This is a genomic window from Frateuria defendens, from assembly GCF_001182895.1.
GTDB lineage: Bacteria > Pseudomonadota > Gammaproteobacteria > Xanthomonadales > Rhodanobacteraceae > Frateuria_B > Frateuria_B defendens.
The window spans coordinates 1-14515 of record NZ_LFQR01000079.1; the positions used below are offsets into that span (position 1 = coordinate 1).

Annotated in this window: 12 protein-coding genes; 7 read left to right on the forward strand and 5 right to left on the reverse strand. The window is 71.5% G+C overall.

What is annotated here, in order from left to right:
* The first annotated feature begins 124 nt into the window (after positions 1–124).
* Positions 125–1282 carry a glutamate 5-kinase gene (proB, locus tag ACH65_RS11450; RefSeq protein WP_049622732.1) on the forward strand — a complete coding sequence of 386 codons (1158 nt, stop codon included), beginning with the start codon at positions 125–127 and terminating at the stop codon, positions 1280–1282.
* Positions 1279–2541: a glutamate-5-semialdehyde dehydrogenase gene (locus ACH65_RS11455; protein ID WP_049622733.1), complete on the forward strand. Its 1263-nt coding sequence runs from the start codon at positions 1279–1281 to the stop codon at positions 2539–2541. The genes proB and ACH65_RS11455 overlap by 4 nt, the downstream gene beginning before the upstream one ends.
* Positions 2542–2553: 12 nt before the next feature.
* Here the strand turns inward: ACH65_RS11455 and ACH65_RS11460 are convergent, their stop codons facing one another.
* Positions 2554–3468, reverse strand: coding sequence for a LysR family transcriptional regulator (locus ACH65_RS11460; RefSeq protein WP_049622734.1), 915 nt, complete (start codon positions 3466–3468; stop codon positions 2554–2556).
* Positions 3469–3578: 110 nt separating this feature from the next.
* On the opposite strand from ACH65_RS11460, the gene ACH65_RS11465 reads away from it, so the two are divergent.
* Both ACH65_RS11465 and ACH65_RS11470 read left to right on the forward strand, forming a co-directional pair.
* Positions 3579–4328 carry an SDR family oxidoreductase gene (locus tag ACH65_RS11465; RefSeq protein ID WP_049622735.1) on the forward strand — a complete coding sequence of 250 codons (750 nt, stop codon included), beginning with the start codon at positions 3579–3581 and terminating at the stop codon, positions 4326–4328.
* Positions 4329–4605: 277 nt separating this feature from the next.
* Positions 4606–6078, forward strand: coding sequence for a DHA2 family efflux MFS transporter permease subunit (locus tag ACH65_RS11470; RefSeq protein ID WP_049622736.1), 1473 nt, complete (start codon positions 4606–4608; stop codon positions 6076–6078).
* Between the two features lie 10 nt (positions 6079–6088).
* On the opposite strand, the gene ACH65_RS11475 is transcribed toward ACH65_RS11470, so the two are convergent.
* The gene (locus tag ACH65_RS11475; RefSeq protein ID WP_153242574.1) at positions 6089–6388 is read right to left on the reverse strand and encodes a hypothetical protein; all 300 of its coding nucleotides are present in this window, start codon (positions 6386–6388) and stop codon (positions 6089–6091) included.
* 233 nt (positions 6389–6621) lie between these two features.
* Between ACH65_RS11475 and ACH65_RS11480 the strand changes: the two genes are divergently transcribed.
* Entirely contained in the window at positions 6622–8028 is a 1407-nt protein-coding gene (locus ACH65_RS11480) for an esterase-like activity of phytase family protein (RefSeq protein ID WP_049622738.1), read from the forward strand.
* Positions 8029–8102: 74 nt separating this feature from the next.
* Here the strand turns inward: ACH65_RS11480 and kynU are convergent, their stop codons facing one another.
* The 3 genes from kynU to gluQRS form a co-directional block, all read right to left on the reverse strand.
* Positions 8103–9380 (reverse strand): kynureninase, encoded by a 1278-nt coding sequence (gene kynU, locus ACH65_RS11485; protein ID WP_049622739.1) that lies wholly within the window; start codon positions 9378–9380, stop codon positions 8103–8105.
* 101 nt (positions 9381–9481) lie between these two features.
* The gene (phbB, locus tag ACH65_RS11490) at positions 9482–10222 is read right to left on the reverse strand and encodes an acetoacetyl-CoA reductase (RefSeq protein ID WP_049622740.1); all 741 of its coding nucleotides are present in this window, start codon (positions 10220–10222) and stop codon (positions 9482–9484) included.
* 128 nt (positions 10223–10350) lie between these two features.
* Positions 10351–11217 carry a tRNA glutamyl-Q(34) synthetase GluQRS gene (gene gluQRS, locus ACH65_RS11495; protein WP_049622741.1) on the reverse strand — a complete coding sequence of 289 codons (867 nt, stop codon included), beginning with the start codon at positions 11215–11217 and terminating at the stop codon, positions 10351–10353.
* A gap of 206 nt (positions 11218–11423) precedes the next feature.
* Between gluQRS and htpX the strand changes: the two genes are divergently transcribed.
* Positions 11424–12317 (forward strand): protease HtpX, encoded by an 894-nt coding sequence (gene htpX / locus ACH65_RS11500; protein ID WP_049622742.1) that lies wholly within the window; start codon positions 11424–11426, stop codon positions 12315–12317.
* A 198-nt stretch (positions 12318–12515) separates the two neighbouring features.
* Positions 12516–14384: a molecular chaperone HtpG gene (htpG, locus tag ACH65_RS11505; protein WP_049622743.1), complete on the forward strand. Its 1869-nt coding sequence runs from the start codon at positions 12516–12518 to the stop codon at positions 14382–14384.
* Positions 14385–14515: the final 131 nt, after the last annotated feature.

The window sequence follows — 14515 nt, forward strand, 5'->3', positions numbered from 1 at the left end:
TGGGCAAGCAAAGAAAAGTAACTCGCTCCCCGGCAGGGGAGCGAAACCCCCGGCCATAGGCCGGCAATCTTGCCGTACAACACAACCAGCAAATCCCAATTTTCATAGCCGAATACCACCAGCGATGAACGCTGCAACCATCCCCGAACAACCCCTGCCCACCTGGCGCCGCGCCGTCCTCAAAGTCGGCAGCAACCTGCTGGCCGCCGACGGCGGTGGCCTCACCCCGCGCCATGCCGAAGCGCTGGCCGCCTTCATCGCCGCCAGCCACGCGCAAGGGCGGCAGGTGGTGCTGGTGTCCTCCGGTGCCGTGGCCGCCGGGCGCGCCCTGTTGCGCGAGCGGCTGCCCAACGGCGGCGACCTTGCCGCGCGCCAGGCGCTGGCCGCGCTGGGGCAGGCGCCGGTGATCGAGCTGTGGCGGCGCCTCGCCGAGCGCCCGGTGGCACAGGTGCTGCTCACCCACGACGACGTGCGCAACCGCCGCCGCTACCTCAACGCCCGCGCCACCCTGCGCGAGCTGCTGGCGCTCGATGCGCTGGCGGTGGTGAACGAGAACGACACCGTGGCCGTGGACGAATTGAAGCTCGGCGACAACGACAACCTCGGCGCTATCGTCGCCGCCCTGGTCGAGGCCGACTTGCTGCTGATCGCCTCCGACATCGACGCGCTCTACACCGCCGACCCGCGCCGCGATGCCTCGGCCACGCCGATCGCCAGCGTGGCCGAGGTGACGCCAGCGATCCTCGCGATGGCCGGCGGCAGCGGCAGCGCGGTGGGCACGGGCGGCATGCGCACCAAGCTCAAGGCCGCGTCCAAGGCGGCCAGCGCGGGCATTCCCACCGCGCTGTTCGACGGCCGCAATGCCGACACCGTGCGCCTGCTCGGCGAGGGCCGGTTGCGCGGCACCCTGTTCCAGGCCGGCACCAGCCGCCTGCAGGCGCGCAAGTACTGGCTGCGCCACGCGCCGGCGGCGCCGGGCGCGATCCGCGTGGACGCGGGCGCGACGCGCGCGCTGGCCGGCGGCCACGCCTCGCTGCTGCCCGGCGGCATCCTCGATGCGGAAGGCGAGTTCCACCGCGGCGACGTGGTGGAGATCACCGACGCCGACGGCCGCCCGGTGGCGCGCGGCCTGGTGCAGTACGGCATGGCCGAGGTGCGGCGATTGGCCGGTCGTCACAGCCGCGAGATCACGGGTGTGCTGGGCTACAGTTACGGGTCCGAGGTCGTCCATCGCGACGATCTGGTGACCTTGATCGAAGGCGAGCCGGAGAACGGAACATGACCACCATCCGCGACCAGGCGTTGGCCTGCCGCGAGGCCGCGCGCAGCGTGGCCGAGCTGGGCACCGCAGCCAAGCGCAAGCTGCTGCACGACATGGCGTTGGCGCTGGAGGAACAGTGCGAGGCGGTGCTGGCCGCCAACGCCAAGGACATGCAGGCGGCCGCCGCCAAGGGCGTGCAGGGCGCCATGCTCGACCGCCTGCGGCTGGACGAGGCGCGCGTGGCCGGCATCGCCAACGCGCTGCGCGAAGTGGCCGCGCTGCCCGACCCGGTGGGCGTGGTGACGCGCCGCGAGACGCGCCCCAACGGCCTGCAGGTGGAGCGCGTGCGCGTGCCGCTGGGCGTGGTGGCGATGATCTACGAGGCGCGCCCCAACGTCACCGCCGACGCCGCCGCGCTGTGCCTGATGGCCGGCAACGGCGTGATCCTGCGCGGCGGCTCCGAGGCGCTGCATTCCAACACTGCCATCGCCGCCGCGCTGCGCGGTGCGCTGGAGGCCAACGGCGTGCCCGCCGAGGCGCTGACGCTGGTGGAAGACCTGCGCCGCGAGGCCATGGTCGAGCTGCTGCAGCTCACCGACATCGTCGACCTCGCCATCCCGCGCGGCGGCGAGGGCCTGATCCGCTTCGTGGCCGAGCACGCGCGCGTGCCAGTGATCAAGCACTACAAGGGCGTGTGCCACCTGTACGTGGACCGCAGGGCCGACCCCGCGCTGGCGCTGAACCTGCTGATCGACGGCAAGACCTCGCGCCCCGGTGTGTGCAACGCGCTGGAGACGCTGCTGGTGCATGCCGACGTCGCCGTCGACTTCCTGCCGCGCGCCGCCGCGGCGCTGGTCGCGCGCGGCGTGGAGCTGCGCGGCGACGAGCGCACGCGCGAACTGCTGCCCGGGGTGAAGCCGGTTACCGAGGACGACTACGCGGCCGAGTTCCTCGACCTCATCCTCGCGGTGCGCGTGGTCGACAGCCTGGACGAGGCGATCGCGCACATCCGCCGCTACGGCTCGGACCACACCGAGGTGATCGCCACCCGCGACGAGGCCGCCGCGCGCCACTTCGTGCGCGCGCTGCATGCGGCGGTGGTGATGGTGAACGCCTCCTCGCGCTTCTCCGACGGCGGCGAACTGGGCCTGGGCGCGGAGATCGGCATCTCCACCACGCGCCTGCACGCCTATGGCCCGATGGGCGCCGAGTCGCTCACGGTGGAGCGCTTCGTGGTGCACGGCGAAGGGCAGGTGCGGCACCCGCAGAGCCGCGTGTAGCGGCGGCCCGGCTCAGGCGAAGGCGAGGCCGCGCAGCAGCCGCCCGGCCAGGCGCTTCTGCTTGAGCTGCTCCACCCACCAGGCCAGTGCGCGACCCTGATGGTCGCTGCGCCAGGCCACGTAGAGCGTGTTCGGCTCGCGCGGATCGGCCATGCGCTTTTCCACCAGGCGGCCCTGCTTGAGCAGGGCGGCGACCCGTTCCTTCGGCAGCCAGCCCACGCCCAGCCCCTCGCACTGGGCCAGGATCTTGGCGCGCATGCCCGGCACGGCCAGCGTGGCCTGGCCGCCGAGCACGCCGTAGCTGCGCGCGTCGATGTGGCGCGAGGAATCGGCCACGACCACGGCGCGATGGGCGGCCACCGCCTCGCGTTCCAGCGGCTCCTGCGCCCTGGCGAGCGGGTGCCGCGGCGAGACGGCGAACACCCAGGCCATCGTGCCAAGCTCGAACCAGCGCAGCCTGGGGATCGCCGGCGGCTCGTTGGTGGCGCCCACGATCAGGTCGGCGCGGCCGTCGCGCAGCGCTTCCCAGGTGCCGCCGAGGATCTCGCCGGTGAGGCGCAGCGACACGCCCGATCGCAGCGCATCGAACGCGCGCACGACGGGCACCAGCGTCTCGAACTCCAGCACCTCGTCGGTGACGATGTGCAGGCGGTCCTCCCAGCCGTTGGCGATCTGCTTCACGCGCTGGCCCAGGCGCGACACGTCCTGCATCAGCCGCGCGGCCTCCTGGGCGAGCAGGTGTCCGGCCGGGGTGAGCTGGAGGCGGTACTTGCGGCGGTCGAACAGCAGCGCATCGAAGCGCGCCTCCAGCTGCCGCGCGGCATGCGACACGGTGGAGGGCGCCTTGCCCAGGCGGGCGGCGGCCCGCGACAGGCTGCCGCTCTCGCGGATGGCTTCCAGCAGGGCCAGTTCGCTCGCCGACAACATGTTCGATGCCTTCGCATGAGTTCGTCGCGCCGATGGTACGGCATGCGGTACCGGCGCGAGCAATCTGCCTGCCAAGGCCATCCGGCCGACTCATCGAAGGACATTCCGTCATGAAACGTTTCGAGAACAAGACCGTGCTGGTCACCGGCGGCAGCAGCGGCATCGGCCTGGCGGCCGCGCAGGCGTTCGCCGCCGAGGGCGCCAGGGTGGTGATCACCGGCCGCGACGCCGCGGCGCTGGAAACGTCGGGCGCGCAGCTGGGCGCGCAGGCGCTGGCGCTGCGCAACGACGCCAGCGACCCGCGCGCCGCGGTGGCGCTGGCCGCGACCCTCGCCGAGCAGGGCATGCAGCTGGACGCGGTCTTCGTCAACGCCGGCATCGCCAGGTTCGCCGCCTTCGAGCAGGTGGGCGAGGCGCTCTGGGACCAGACCTTCGACGTCAACGTCAAGGGTGCCTATTTCCAGATCCAGGCGCTGCTGCCGCGGCTGAACCCGGGCGCCTCCATCGTGCTCAACGGTTCCATCAACGCCCACGTCGGCATGCCGGGCTCGTCGGTGTACGCGGCGAGCAAGGCGGCGCTGGTGTCGCTGGCGAGGACGCTGTCGGCGGAGCTGCTGCCGCGCGGCGTGCGCGTCAACGTGGTGAGCCCCGGCCCGGTGAGCACGCCCTTGCACGGCAAGCTGGGGGTGGATGCCGCCACGCTGGAGACCACCGTCGCGCAGATCCGGGACATGGTGCCGCTGGGCCGTTTCGGCACGCCCGAGGAGCTCGCCTCGACCGTGCTGCACCTGGCCGCACCCGAGTCGGCCTTCATCGTCGGCAGCGAGATCATCGTCGACGGCGGCATGAGCCAGCTGTAGCCGGCTCGGCCGCGCCGCGATGCGCGGCGTCGCGGCGCAGGCGGTGCGCCTGCGGCCTGGCGCGACGGCAAAAGCCGCGCCAGGCCGGGTGCGTTGCGCGCGGCATCGGTCTGTGCGGGGTGCCAGGGCGGGGTGCTAGGGTTCGTGCGATGCCCGGCGTGGGTGCTGCACGTCGCCGGCATGTCGATCCGCGACGCGCCGGTTCGTCGTGGGGACAGGGGCGGGATGTCCGGCCCGGTTCCCGCGTACGCTCCGTCCCTTGCCGAAAGAGGCCCGCATGACGACCGACCCCGCCGCCACGCCTTCCCGCCCGACGCCCGCGATCCACCACGACCACCGCTGGCAGGCGCTGGGCCTGCTGTGCCTGGGCGTGCTGATGATCGTGCTCGACACCACCATCGTGAACGTGGCGCTGCCCTCGATCCGCGCCGACCTCAAGTTCACCGACGCCGCGCTGGCCTGGGTGGTGAACGCCTACATGCTCACCTACGGCGGCTTCCTGCTGCTCGGCGGGCGGCTGGGCGACCTGTACGGGCACCGGCGGCTGTTCCTCGCCGGCATCGCGGTGTTCACGTTGGCCTCGCTGGCGTGCGGGCTGGCGGGCACGCAGGGCTTTCTGATCGCGGCGCGCGCGGTGCAGGGGCTGGGCGGCGCGGTGGTCTCGGCGGTGTCGCTGTCGCTGATCATGGACTTGTTCACCGAGCCGGCCGACCGCGCCAGGGCGATGGGCGTGTACGGCTTCGTCTGCGCCGGCGGCGGCAGCCTGGGCGCGATGCTGGGCGGCCTGCTGACCGGCTCCTTGAGCTGGCATTGGGTGTTCCTGGTCAACCTGCCGATCGGGCTGGGCGTGATCGCGCTGTCGCTGAAGCTGCTGCCGGCGGCGACCGCGGCCGGGCCGTCGCGGCATCTGGATGTCGCCGGCGCCGTCACGGTGACCGTCGCGCTGATGCTGGCCGTGTACGCCATCGTCAACGGCAACGAGGTGGGCTGGACGGCGGCGCGTACGCTGGTGCAGCTCGCCGTCGCGGCGGCGCTGCTGGCGCTCTTCCTCGCCATCGAGGCGCGCGTGCGCGTGCCGCTGATGCCGCTGCGGCTGTTCCGCCTGCGCAACGTGGCGGTGGCCAACGTGGTGGGCGTGCTGTGGGCGGCGGCGATGTTCGCCTGGTTCTTCCTCTCCGCGCTCTACATGCAGCTGGTGCTCGGCTACCGGCCGCTCGAGGTGGGGCTGGCCTTCCTGCCGGCCAACCTGATCATGGCGCTGTTCTCGCTGGGTCTTTCGGCGAAGCTGGTGATGCGCTTCGGTATCCGCCGGCCGCTGGCCGCGGGCCTCTCGATGGCCGTGCTGGGCCTGCTGCTGTTCGCGCGGGCGCCGGTGGCGGGGCATTTCGTGGTGGACGTACTGCCGGGCATGCTGCTGCTGGGCCTGGGCGCGGGCATCGCCTTCAACCCGCTGCTGCTGGCGGCGATGAGCGATGTGGAGCCGGCCGAGTCGGGGCTGGCCTCGGGCGTGGTCAATACCGCCTTCATGATGGGCGGTGCGCTGGGGCTGGCGGTGCTGGCGAGCCTGGCCGCCGCGCGCAGCGAAGGGATGCAGGCGCAGGGGCAGGGCGCGGCGGCTGCGCTCACCGCGGGCTACGAGGCGGCGTTCTTGGTCGGGGCGGTGTTCGCCGCGGTGGCGGCGGGGCTGGGCGCCTGGCTGCTGCGGGTGCCGACGCAGGCCGCGGCGACGGAGGCCGAGCCGGCGTCCTGACGGGGCGCGATCATGCGTGCCGACCCTCGGGCACGCGAGCGATGCGCGCGTGCCCGAGGGCTGCAAAAGCGTTGCGGTTGAGCTGGTGGGTGTGGTCGTTGTTCTGCGGGCCGTTGGCGTAGGACATGATGGCGCTGGTGGCCGCGCCGGACTGGCTGATGTCCGAACGCACCTGGCCCTCGGTGTTGCCGTAGCTGCGCGAGAACACATAGTCGAGCTTGCCGTACCACTTGCCGTCGAACGGGGGGCTCCAGCAGCGCCTCCAGGCTGTAGTACTGGCGCTTGAGGCGGGGGAAGCCCAGTTCCGCATTGGTCTCGGTGAGGGAGATGTACTGCCCGCTGGCCAGGTCGCGCAGGGTGTAGGAGTTGGCGCGGCCGGGGTTGAACAGCGTACAGCCGTTGCCCGGCAGGGCGCGGTGGCATGGAGTACCGGTGCGCAGACTGCGGCTTCGCCGCGCCGGCCGGCGGCGACACGCGGCGGTCACATTGCCGCAACCGGCGCCCGCCACGCTCGGCGGATCATCCCCGCCGGAGTGTGGACCCATGAACCTCAAGCTTCGCCTCGCCCTGCTCGCCGCGCTGGCCGCGGCCGGCACGGCGCACGCCAGTGTCGATCTCGTCGCCACCGCCAGCCTCGACGGCCATCGCGGCGACCGCGCGGTGCGCACCGCGGCGCCGCTGGAGAACGGCGCCCCCGGCAACCTGTTCGGCGGCATCGGCTCGGGCCTGGCGTATGCCGGCTGCGACAGCTTCCTCGCCATGCCCGACCGCGGCCCCAACGCCGTGGCCTACGACGCGGCCGCGGACGACACCACCTCCTACATCCCCCGCTTCCACACCCTGCGCATGACGCTGGCGCCCAGCGCCGCGGGCGCGGCGCTGCCGTTCACGCTCGCGCCGCGGCTGGAGGACACCACGCTGCTGTGGGACGCCTTCGGCCTCTACTACGGCGACGGCCGCGGCGTGAATCTGCCGGACGGCACGTCGCGCCTCAACCGGCCGTTCCGCCACTACTTCAGCGGCCGCTCGGACAACGCGGACCCGGCGCACGACTCGGGCTGGCCGCTCGATGCGCGCCTCGATCCGGAAGGCATCCGCATGGACGCCGGCGGCGAGGCGGTCTATGTCTCCGACGAATACGGCCCCTACGTGTACAAGTTCGACCGCCGCAGCGGGCGCCGCCTGGACAGCTACGCGCTGCCGGCCGCATTCGAGGTGGCGAAGACGGCGCCCACCGGCGATGCGGAGATCGCCGGCAACGCCAGCGGCCGCGTGGCCAACAAGGGCATGGAAGGGCTCGCCATCACGCCGGACGGACGCGCGCTGCTCGGCGTCATGCAGGCCGCGCTGCTGCAGGACGGCGGCGCCGGCGGGGCGGTGGTACGCATCGCGCGCATCGACCTCGCCACGCACCGGGTGCACCAGTACGCCTACCCGCTCACCAACCTGGGCAGCGCCAAGAAGCCCAAGTACAGCGGCGTCAGCGAGATCGTGGCGGTGAACGACCACCAACTGCTGGTGGACGAGCGTGACGGCAAGGGCTTCGGCGACGGCTCGGTGGCCGGCTTCAAGCACGTCTACCTGGTCGATCTCGACGGGGTGCAGGAGGTCGGCCAACTCGCCGGCGCCGACGTGCTGGCCGCGGCGGCCGTGCCCAAGACCGACTTCCTCGACGTGGTCGCCGCGCTGGGCCGCCACGGCATCGCGCCGGAGGACGTGCCGGCCAAGCTGGAAGGCCTCGCCTTCGGCCCGGACGTGGAGCAGGACGGCCAGCGCCGCCACACGCTGTTCATCGCCAACGACAACGACTTCCTGCCCGACGTCACCGACGACCTGCATCCCGCGGGCGCGGACAACCCCAACCGCTTCTTCGTGTTCGCTTTCGACGAGGCGGACCTGCCGGGCTACCAGCCGCAGCGCTTCGCGCACCTGGGCTGCCCGCGGCGCTGACGCGGCGATCATGCCGGCCCGCCTCTTTCGGGCGGGCCGGCCTCAGGCGAAGGAAGGCCTGCGACGGCGAGGGCTCAGCCCTGGTCCGCCCAGGCCCGCACCGCCTCGGCGAAGGTATGGCAGTCGGCGTAGCGGTTGTAGAGCGGCGTGGGCGAGATGCGGATCACGTCCGGCTCGCGCCAGTCGCCGATGATGCCGCGCGCAACCAGGTGTTCGAACAGCGCGCGGCCGCGCGCGCGGCCGCCGCGCACGCGCAACGAGAGCTGGGCGCCGCGCTGGGCGGGGTCGGCCGGCGTCACCACCTCCATCACCTCGTCGAGGCGCCGCTGCACCAGCCATTCCAGGTAGCCGGTGAGCGCCACGGACTTCTCGCGCAGGGCCGGCATGCCGGCGCGGCGGAACAGTTCCAGCGACACGCGCAGCGGCGCCAGCGCGAGGATCGGCGGGTTGGAAATCTGCCAGCCGTCGGCGCCGGGCGTGGGCACGAACTCGGGGCCCATGCGGAAGCGCGTGTGCTTGTCGTGGCCCCACCAGCCGGCGAAGCGCGGCAGGTCCGCACGCGCGTGGCGCGCATGCACGAAGGCGCCGCCCACCGCGCCGGGGCCGGCGTTCAAGTACTTGTAGCTGCACCAGACGGCGAAGTCGGCGCCGCTGTCGTGCAGCGCCAGCGGCAGGTTGCCCACCGCGTGGGCGAGGTCGAAGCCCACCGCGCAGCCGTGGCGCCGCGCGAGCGCGGTGATCGCGGCGAGGTCGAAGGCCTGGCCGGTGCGGTACTGCACGCCGGGCAGCAGCACCAGCGCGATGCGCTCGCTGTGCTCGGCCAGCGCGCGCTCGATCGCGGCCATCGACAGCGTGCCGTTGGGCTCCTCGCCCTCCAGTTCGATCAGCGCGTTGGCCGGGTCGTAGCCGTGGAAACGGATCTGCGAGGTCAGCGCGTGGCGGTCGGTGGGAAAGGCGCCGGCCTCGGCGAGGATGGCGTGGCGCTCGCGCGTGGGGCGGTAGAAGCTCACCATCATCAGGTGCAGGTTCACGCCCAGGGTGTTCATCGCCACCACTTCGTCGGGCTGCGCGCCGACTACCCGGGCGAGGTCATCGCGCACGAACTCGTGGTAGTCCATCCACGGCAGGCGGCCCTTGAAATGGCCTTCCACGCCCAGCTCGCCCCAGTAATCCAGTTCGGCCTGGACCGCGGCGCGCACGGCACGCGGCTGCAGGCCCAGCGAGTTGCCGCAGAAGTAGAGGCCGTCGCGGCCTTCGTGCGGGGGGATCAGGAATTCGTCGCGGAAACCGCGCAGCGGATCGGCGGCGTCGCGGGCGCGGGCCCAGTCGAGGGCGGCTTCGAAGTGGGGCATCGAGGGGGCTTGGCAAATAGTGGCAGCTTAGGCCCAACGGCGGTTGCGAGGAAGCGTGCGCGCGAATCTCATCGGCGCGCGGTCCATCCCGGCGCGCGGGCTCACCAGCCCATGTAGTGCCCGCCGTTGATGGCGAGGTTGGCGCCGGTGATCCAGCTCGCCTCTTCGGTGGTGAAGAAGGCCACGGCATGGGCGATCTCGTCCGGGCGACCGAGGCGGCCCACCGGGATGCGCGCGATGATCTTCTCGCGCACCTCTTCGGGCACCGCCATCACCATGTCGGTGGCGACGTAGCCGGGCGAGACGGTGTTGACGGTGATGCCGTGGCGCGCGTTCTCCTGCGCCAGCGAAATGGTGAAGCCGTGCATGCCGGCCTTGGCCGCGGCGTAGTTGGCCTGGCCGTACTGGCCCTTCTGGCCGTTGATCGAGCTGATCTGCACGATGCGGCCCCAGCGGCGCGCGCGCATGCCCTCGATCACCGGGCGGGTGACGTTGAAGCAGGCGTTCAAGTTGGTGTTCACCACCTCGGTCCACTGCTGGTAGTCCATCTTGTGGAAGGTGGCGTCGCGGGTGATGCCGGCGTTGTTGACCAGGATGTCCACCGGGCCGCACTGGCGCTCGACGGCCGCGGCCATCGCCGTACAGGCGGCCGGGTCGCACACGTCGGCGGGCACCATGCAGACCTCGATGCCTTCCTCGACCATCTTCTGCAGCCAGGCCTCGGCCTTGGCTTCGTTGCGGTAATTGGTGGCTACCTTGTGGCCCTGCCGCCACAGGGTGCGGACGATGGCCGTGCCGATGCCACCGGTGCCGCCGGTAACCAATGCCGTGCGCTGGGTCATGCGTGGAGCTCCTTCGAACCTGCGGCGCTCCGGCGCCGCAGGGCGGCGGAGCGGGTGGGGCGGGCCGCGCGAGGGACGGCCCACTGGGCGGCATCTGGTCGCCCCGGGACGAGCGCTTTTATAGCCGGTTACGCGGCCAAACGATTGCTGCAGTGCGGCAATCGAGACGGGTCGAAGTCATGCAGCGCACGCTCCAGCAGGGCCTCGGCGCTGGCGGCATGGATTGCCGCAGGCAGGTCCAGGAAACGCAGTGCGCGGCGCAGCGCGGGCAGTGGATCGCGCGGGTCCACCGGGTGGGCGTGCTCGCTCTTGGAGAGCTTGTGCCCCTCATCGTCCAGCGCCAGCGGCAGGTGCAGGTAGCGCGGCGTGGGCAGGCCCAGGCACCGTTGCAGCCAGATCTGCCGCGGCGTGGAGTCGAGCAGGTCGCAGCCGCGCACCACCTCGGTGATGCCCTGGTAGGCGTCGTCCACCACGCAGGCGAGCTGATAGGCGTAGAAGCCTTCCACGCGGCGGATCACGAAGTCGCCCGCGTTCTCGCGCAGGTTCTGGCGCTGCGGGCCCTGCAGGGCGTCGTCGAACGCCACCTCGATATCCGGCGCGCGCAGCCGCCAGGCGGGCGGGCGCTGCGGGTCGGGCGGCGCCACGCAGCGGCCGTCGCGGTGGAAGCCGCCGGTGGCGGCGAGGTCGGCGCGGCTGCACCAGCAGGGAAACACCTGGCCGGCCGCGCGCAGCCGTTCGAAGGCGGTGTCGTAGGCGGCGATGCGCTGCGACTGGTAGAGCGCCGGCGCGTCGGCCGCCAGCCCGAAGGCGGGCAGGGCGGCCAGGATGCCGGTGGCCGAGCCGGGCACTTCGCGCGGCGGGTCGATGTCCTCCACCCGTAGCAGCCACTGCCCGCCGGCGTGGCGCGCGCACAGCCAGCTGCCCAGCGCGGCCGCCAGCGAGCCGAAGTGCAGCTGCCCGGTGGGCGAGGGGGCGAAGCGACCGCGGTAATCCATCGCGCTATTATGCCGGCCGCCGCCGGCGCGAAGTTCGCCCGGGCCAGGCCCGGCACCTTGGCGCCGGGCTGCGGTCCAAGCTGAAGGCAAGGGCCGCCGGCGGGGCTCGCGGACCTTGAAAGCGCGCGCCGCGATCCCGATTTCCTGGGAACGCGGCCGGCCAGGCCGCTTCCGATTTTTCATGACTGCCCCAGAGAGAGACAGCCATGCGCCGCATTCTCCTATTCGTCGCCACCAACCTCGCCGTCCTGTTCCTGCTGAGCATCGTCTGCCACCTGTTCGGCGTCGATCGCTGGGCCGAGCGCAGCGGGCTCGGCGGCATGACCGGCCTTTTGATCTACGCCGCCGTGTTCGGCATGGGCGGCGCCTTCATCTCGCTCGCCATGTCCAAGTGGATGGCCAAGATGTCCACCGGCGCCCAGGTGATCGACCAGCCGCGCAACGAAGCCGAGCGCTGGCTGATGGACACCGTGCGCCGCCACGCCCAGGCCGCCGGCATCGGCATGCCCGAGGTGGCGATCTACGACGCGCCGGAGATGAACGCCTTCGCCACCGGCATGAGCAAGAACAGCTCGCTGGTGGCGGTGAGCACCGGCTTGCTGCAGCAGATGGACCGCGAGCAGGTTTCCGCCGTGCTCGGCCACGAGATCGGCCACGTCGCCAACGGCGACATGGTGACCCTCACCCTGATCCAGGGCGTGCTCAACACGCTGGTGATCGTGGCCGCGCGCATCGTGGGCCGCCTGGTGGACAGCTGGCTGTCCGGCGGCCGTGACCGCGAAGGGGGCGGCGGCATCGGCTACTTCGTCTCGGTGATGGTGCTGCAGCTGGTGTTCGGCCTGTTCGCCTCGATCATCGTGATGGCCTTCTCGCGCTGGCGCGAGTTCCGCGCCGACGCCGCGGGGGCGAAGTTCGCCGGCCGCGGCGCGATGATCTCCGCGCTGCAGCGCCTGCAGCTCGACCACGGCGAGAGCACGCTGCCCAAGACCATGGCCGCGTTCGGCATTTCCGACCGCATGGGCACGGGCCTGCAGCGCCTCTTCATGAGCCACCCGCCGCTGGAAGAGCGTATCGCCGCGCTGCGCAACGCGCAGGCTTGAGCGCGCCGCCCGCCCGCTGCCGCCTTCCGCGGCGCCCACGCGGCGCCGCGGAAGGCGGACCGACCCAATAGGAGCGTCGCGCCGGGGAAACCAGGGGCCCGCGATCTTCCCGCACGGCGACTGCGCCGGGCCCCGGTTCCACCGGCACGACGACTCCGACCGATTCCCTTGCAACCGTAGTTTCAGGACAGTCCACGCATGAACGCACCCGCCGAAACCCGCAAGTTCGAAGCCGAAGTCGCCCAGGTGCTGCACCTGGTCACCCATTCGCTGTACTCGCACAAGGAGATCTTCCTGCGCGAGCTGATCTCCAACGCCTCCGACGCCTGCGACAAGCTGCGCTTCGAGTCCATCGCGCATCCCGAGCTGCTGGCCGGCGACGGCGAGCTGCACATCGACGTGAACTGGGACCCGGCCGCGCGCACCGTCACCGTGCGCGACAACGGCATCGGCATGAGCCGCGAGGAAGTGGTGGCCAACATCGGCACCATCGCCAGCTCCGGCACGCGCCGCTTCCTGGAGGCGATGAGTGCCGAGAAGAAGGCCGATGCGCGCCTGATCGGCCAGTTCGGCGTGGGCTTCTACTCCGCCTTCGTGGTGGCCGACCGCGTCACCGTGCTCAGCCGCCGCGCCGACCTGCCGGCCGGCGAGGGCGTGAAGTGGGAGAGCGACGGCCAGGGCGAGTATTCGCTGGAGCAGGTCGAGCTGCCCGAGCGCGGCACCGCGGTGGTGCTGCATCTGAAGGCCGACGAGGGCGAGTTCTTGAAGCGCTGGCAGCTGCGCTCGCTGATCACCCGCTACTCCGACCACGTCGCCTTCCCGATCCGCATGCCCGAGGAGAAGGACGACAAGCCGACCGACGAGTTCGAGACCGTCAACGCGGCCTCCGCGCTGTGGACCAAGCCCAAGAGCGAGATCTCCGACGAGGACTACCAGAGCTTCTACAAGTCGCTCGGCCACGACTTCAACGACGCCCTGGCCTGGACCCACAACCGCGTCGAGGGCAGCCAGAGCTTCACCACGCTGCTCTATATCCCCGCGCAGCCGCCGTTCGACCTGATGATGGGCGGGCGCGACGAGCGCAAGGGGCTCAAGCTCTACATCAAGCGCGTCTTCATCATGGACGCGGCGGAGGAACTGCTGCCCAACTACCTGCGCTTCGTGCGTGGCGTGGTGGACGCGGACGACCTGCCGCTCAACGTGAGCCGCGAGATCCTGCAGCAGAACCGCCAGCTCGAGCGCATCAAGGCTGCCTGCGTCAAGCGCGTGCTCGACCTGATCGAGAAGCTGGCCCGCGACGAGCCTTCGAGGTTCGCCACCTTCTACAAGGCCTTCGGCAACACGCTCAAGGAGGGCATCGCCGAGGACCACGCCAACCGCGCGCGCATCGCCAAGCTGCTGCGCTTCGCCTCCACCAAGAGCGAGGGCGCCGCGCCCACCGTGTCGCTGGACGACTACATCGGCCGCGCCGCCGTGGGCCAGGACACCATCTGGTACATCACTGCCGACGGCTACGCCGCCGCGGCCGGCAGCCCGCAGCTGGAAGCCTTCAAGGCCAAGGATGTCGAAGTGCTGCTGATGGCCGACCGCATCGACGAATGGATGCTGGGCAGCCTGGACGAGTACGAGGGCAAGAAGCTCAAGAACGTCGCCAAGGGCGAGCTGCCGTTGGACGAGGTCGACAAGGCCAAGCAGGAAGAAGCCGCCAAGGTCGCCGAGCCGCTGCTCAAGAAGCTCAAGGAACTGCTGGGCGACCGGGTGGGCGACGTGAAAATCTCCGCGCGCCTCACCGACTCGCCCTCGTGCCTGGCCCTCTCCGACTACGAGATGGCCCCGCACCTCGCGCGCCTGCTGCGCGAGGCCGGCCAGACGCTGCCCGAGTCCAGGCCCACGCTGGAGGTCAACCCGGCCCATGCCCTGGTGCAGCGCGTAGGCACCGAGGCCGACGAGGCCAAGGCCCGCGACCTCGCCACGCTGCTGCTGGAGCAGGCGGAGATCGCCGCCGGCGCCCCGCTGCCGGACCCGGCGGCCTTCGTGCAGCGGATGAACCGGCTGCTGCTGGGCTGACCTGCTCGCCTCGAGGCAAGACAAGAAGAGCCCGCCGATTGGCGGGCTCTTCTGTTATTGACTATTCCAACGCAGAGGGGGCAGGTCTCGAACGGCATGGCCGTTGATGCCCGCCCCTCTATCCGGTACGC

What these genes read in the sequence shown, in the direction of transcription:
- proB (WP_049622732.1), top strand. Translation starts at nt 125, where the DNA reads ATGAACGCTGCAACCATCCCCGAACAACCCCTGCCCACCTGGCGCCGC.
- ACH65_RS11455 (WP_049622733.1), top strand. Translation starts at nt 1,279, where the DNA reads ATGACCACCATCCGCGACCAGGCGTTGGCCTGCCGCGAGGCCGCGCGC.
- ACH65_RS11460 (WP_049622734.1), bottom strand. Translation starts at nt 3,468, where the DNA reads ATGTTGTCGGCGAGCGAACTGGCCCTGCTGGAAGCCATCCGCGAGAGC.
- ACH65_RS11465 (WP_049622735.1), top strand. Translation starts at nt 3,579, where the DNA reads ATGAAACGTTTCGAGAACAAGACCGTGCTGGTCACCGGCGGCAGCAGC.
- ACH65_RS11470 (WP_049622736.1), top strand. Translation starts at nt 4,606, where the DNA reads ATGACGACCGACCCCGCCGCCACGCCTTCCCGCCCGACGCCCGCGATC.
- ACH65_RS11475 (WP_153242574.1), bottom strand. Translation starts at nt 6,388, where the DNA reads ATGCGGAACTGGGCTTCCCCCGCCTCAAGCGCCAGTACTACAGCCTGG.
- ACH65_RS11480 (WP_049622738.1), top strand. Translation starts at nt 6,622, where the DNA reads ATGAACCTCAAGCTTCGCCTCGCCCTGCTCGCCGCGCTGGCCGCGGCC.
- kynU (WP_049622739.1), bottom strand. Translation starts at nt 9,380, where the DNA reads ATGCCCCACTTCGAAGCCGCCCTCGACTGGGCCCGCGCCCGCGACGCC.
- phbB (WP_049622740.1), bottom strand. Translation starts at nt 10,222, where the DNA reads ATGACCCAGCGCACGGCATTGGTTACCGGCGGCACCGGTGGCATCGGC.
- gluQRS (WP_049622741.1), bottom strand. Translation starts at nt 11,217, where the DNA reads ATGGATTACCGCGGTCGCTTCGCCCCCTCGCCCACCGGGCAGCTGCAC.
- htpX (WP_049622742.1), top strand. Translation starts at nt 11,424, where the DNA reads ATGCGCCGCATTCTCCTATTCGTCGCCACCAACCTCGCCGTCCTGTTC.
- htpG (WP_049622743.1), top strand. Translation starts at nt 12,516, where the DNA reads ATGAACGCACCCGCCGAAACCCGCAAGTTCGAAGCCGAAGTCGCCCAG.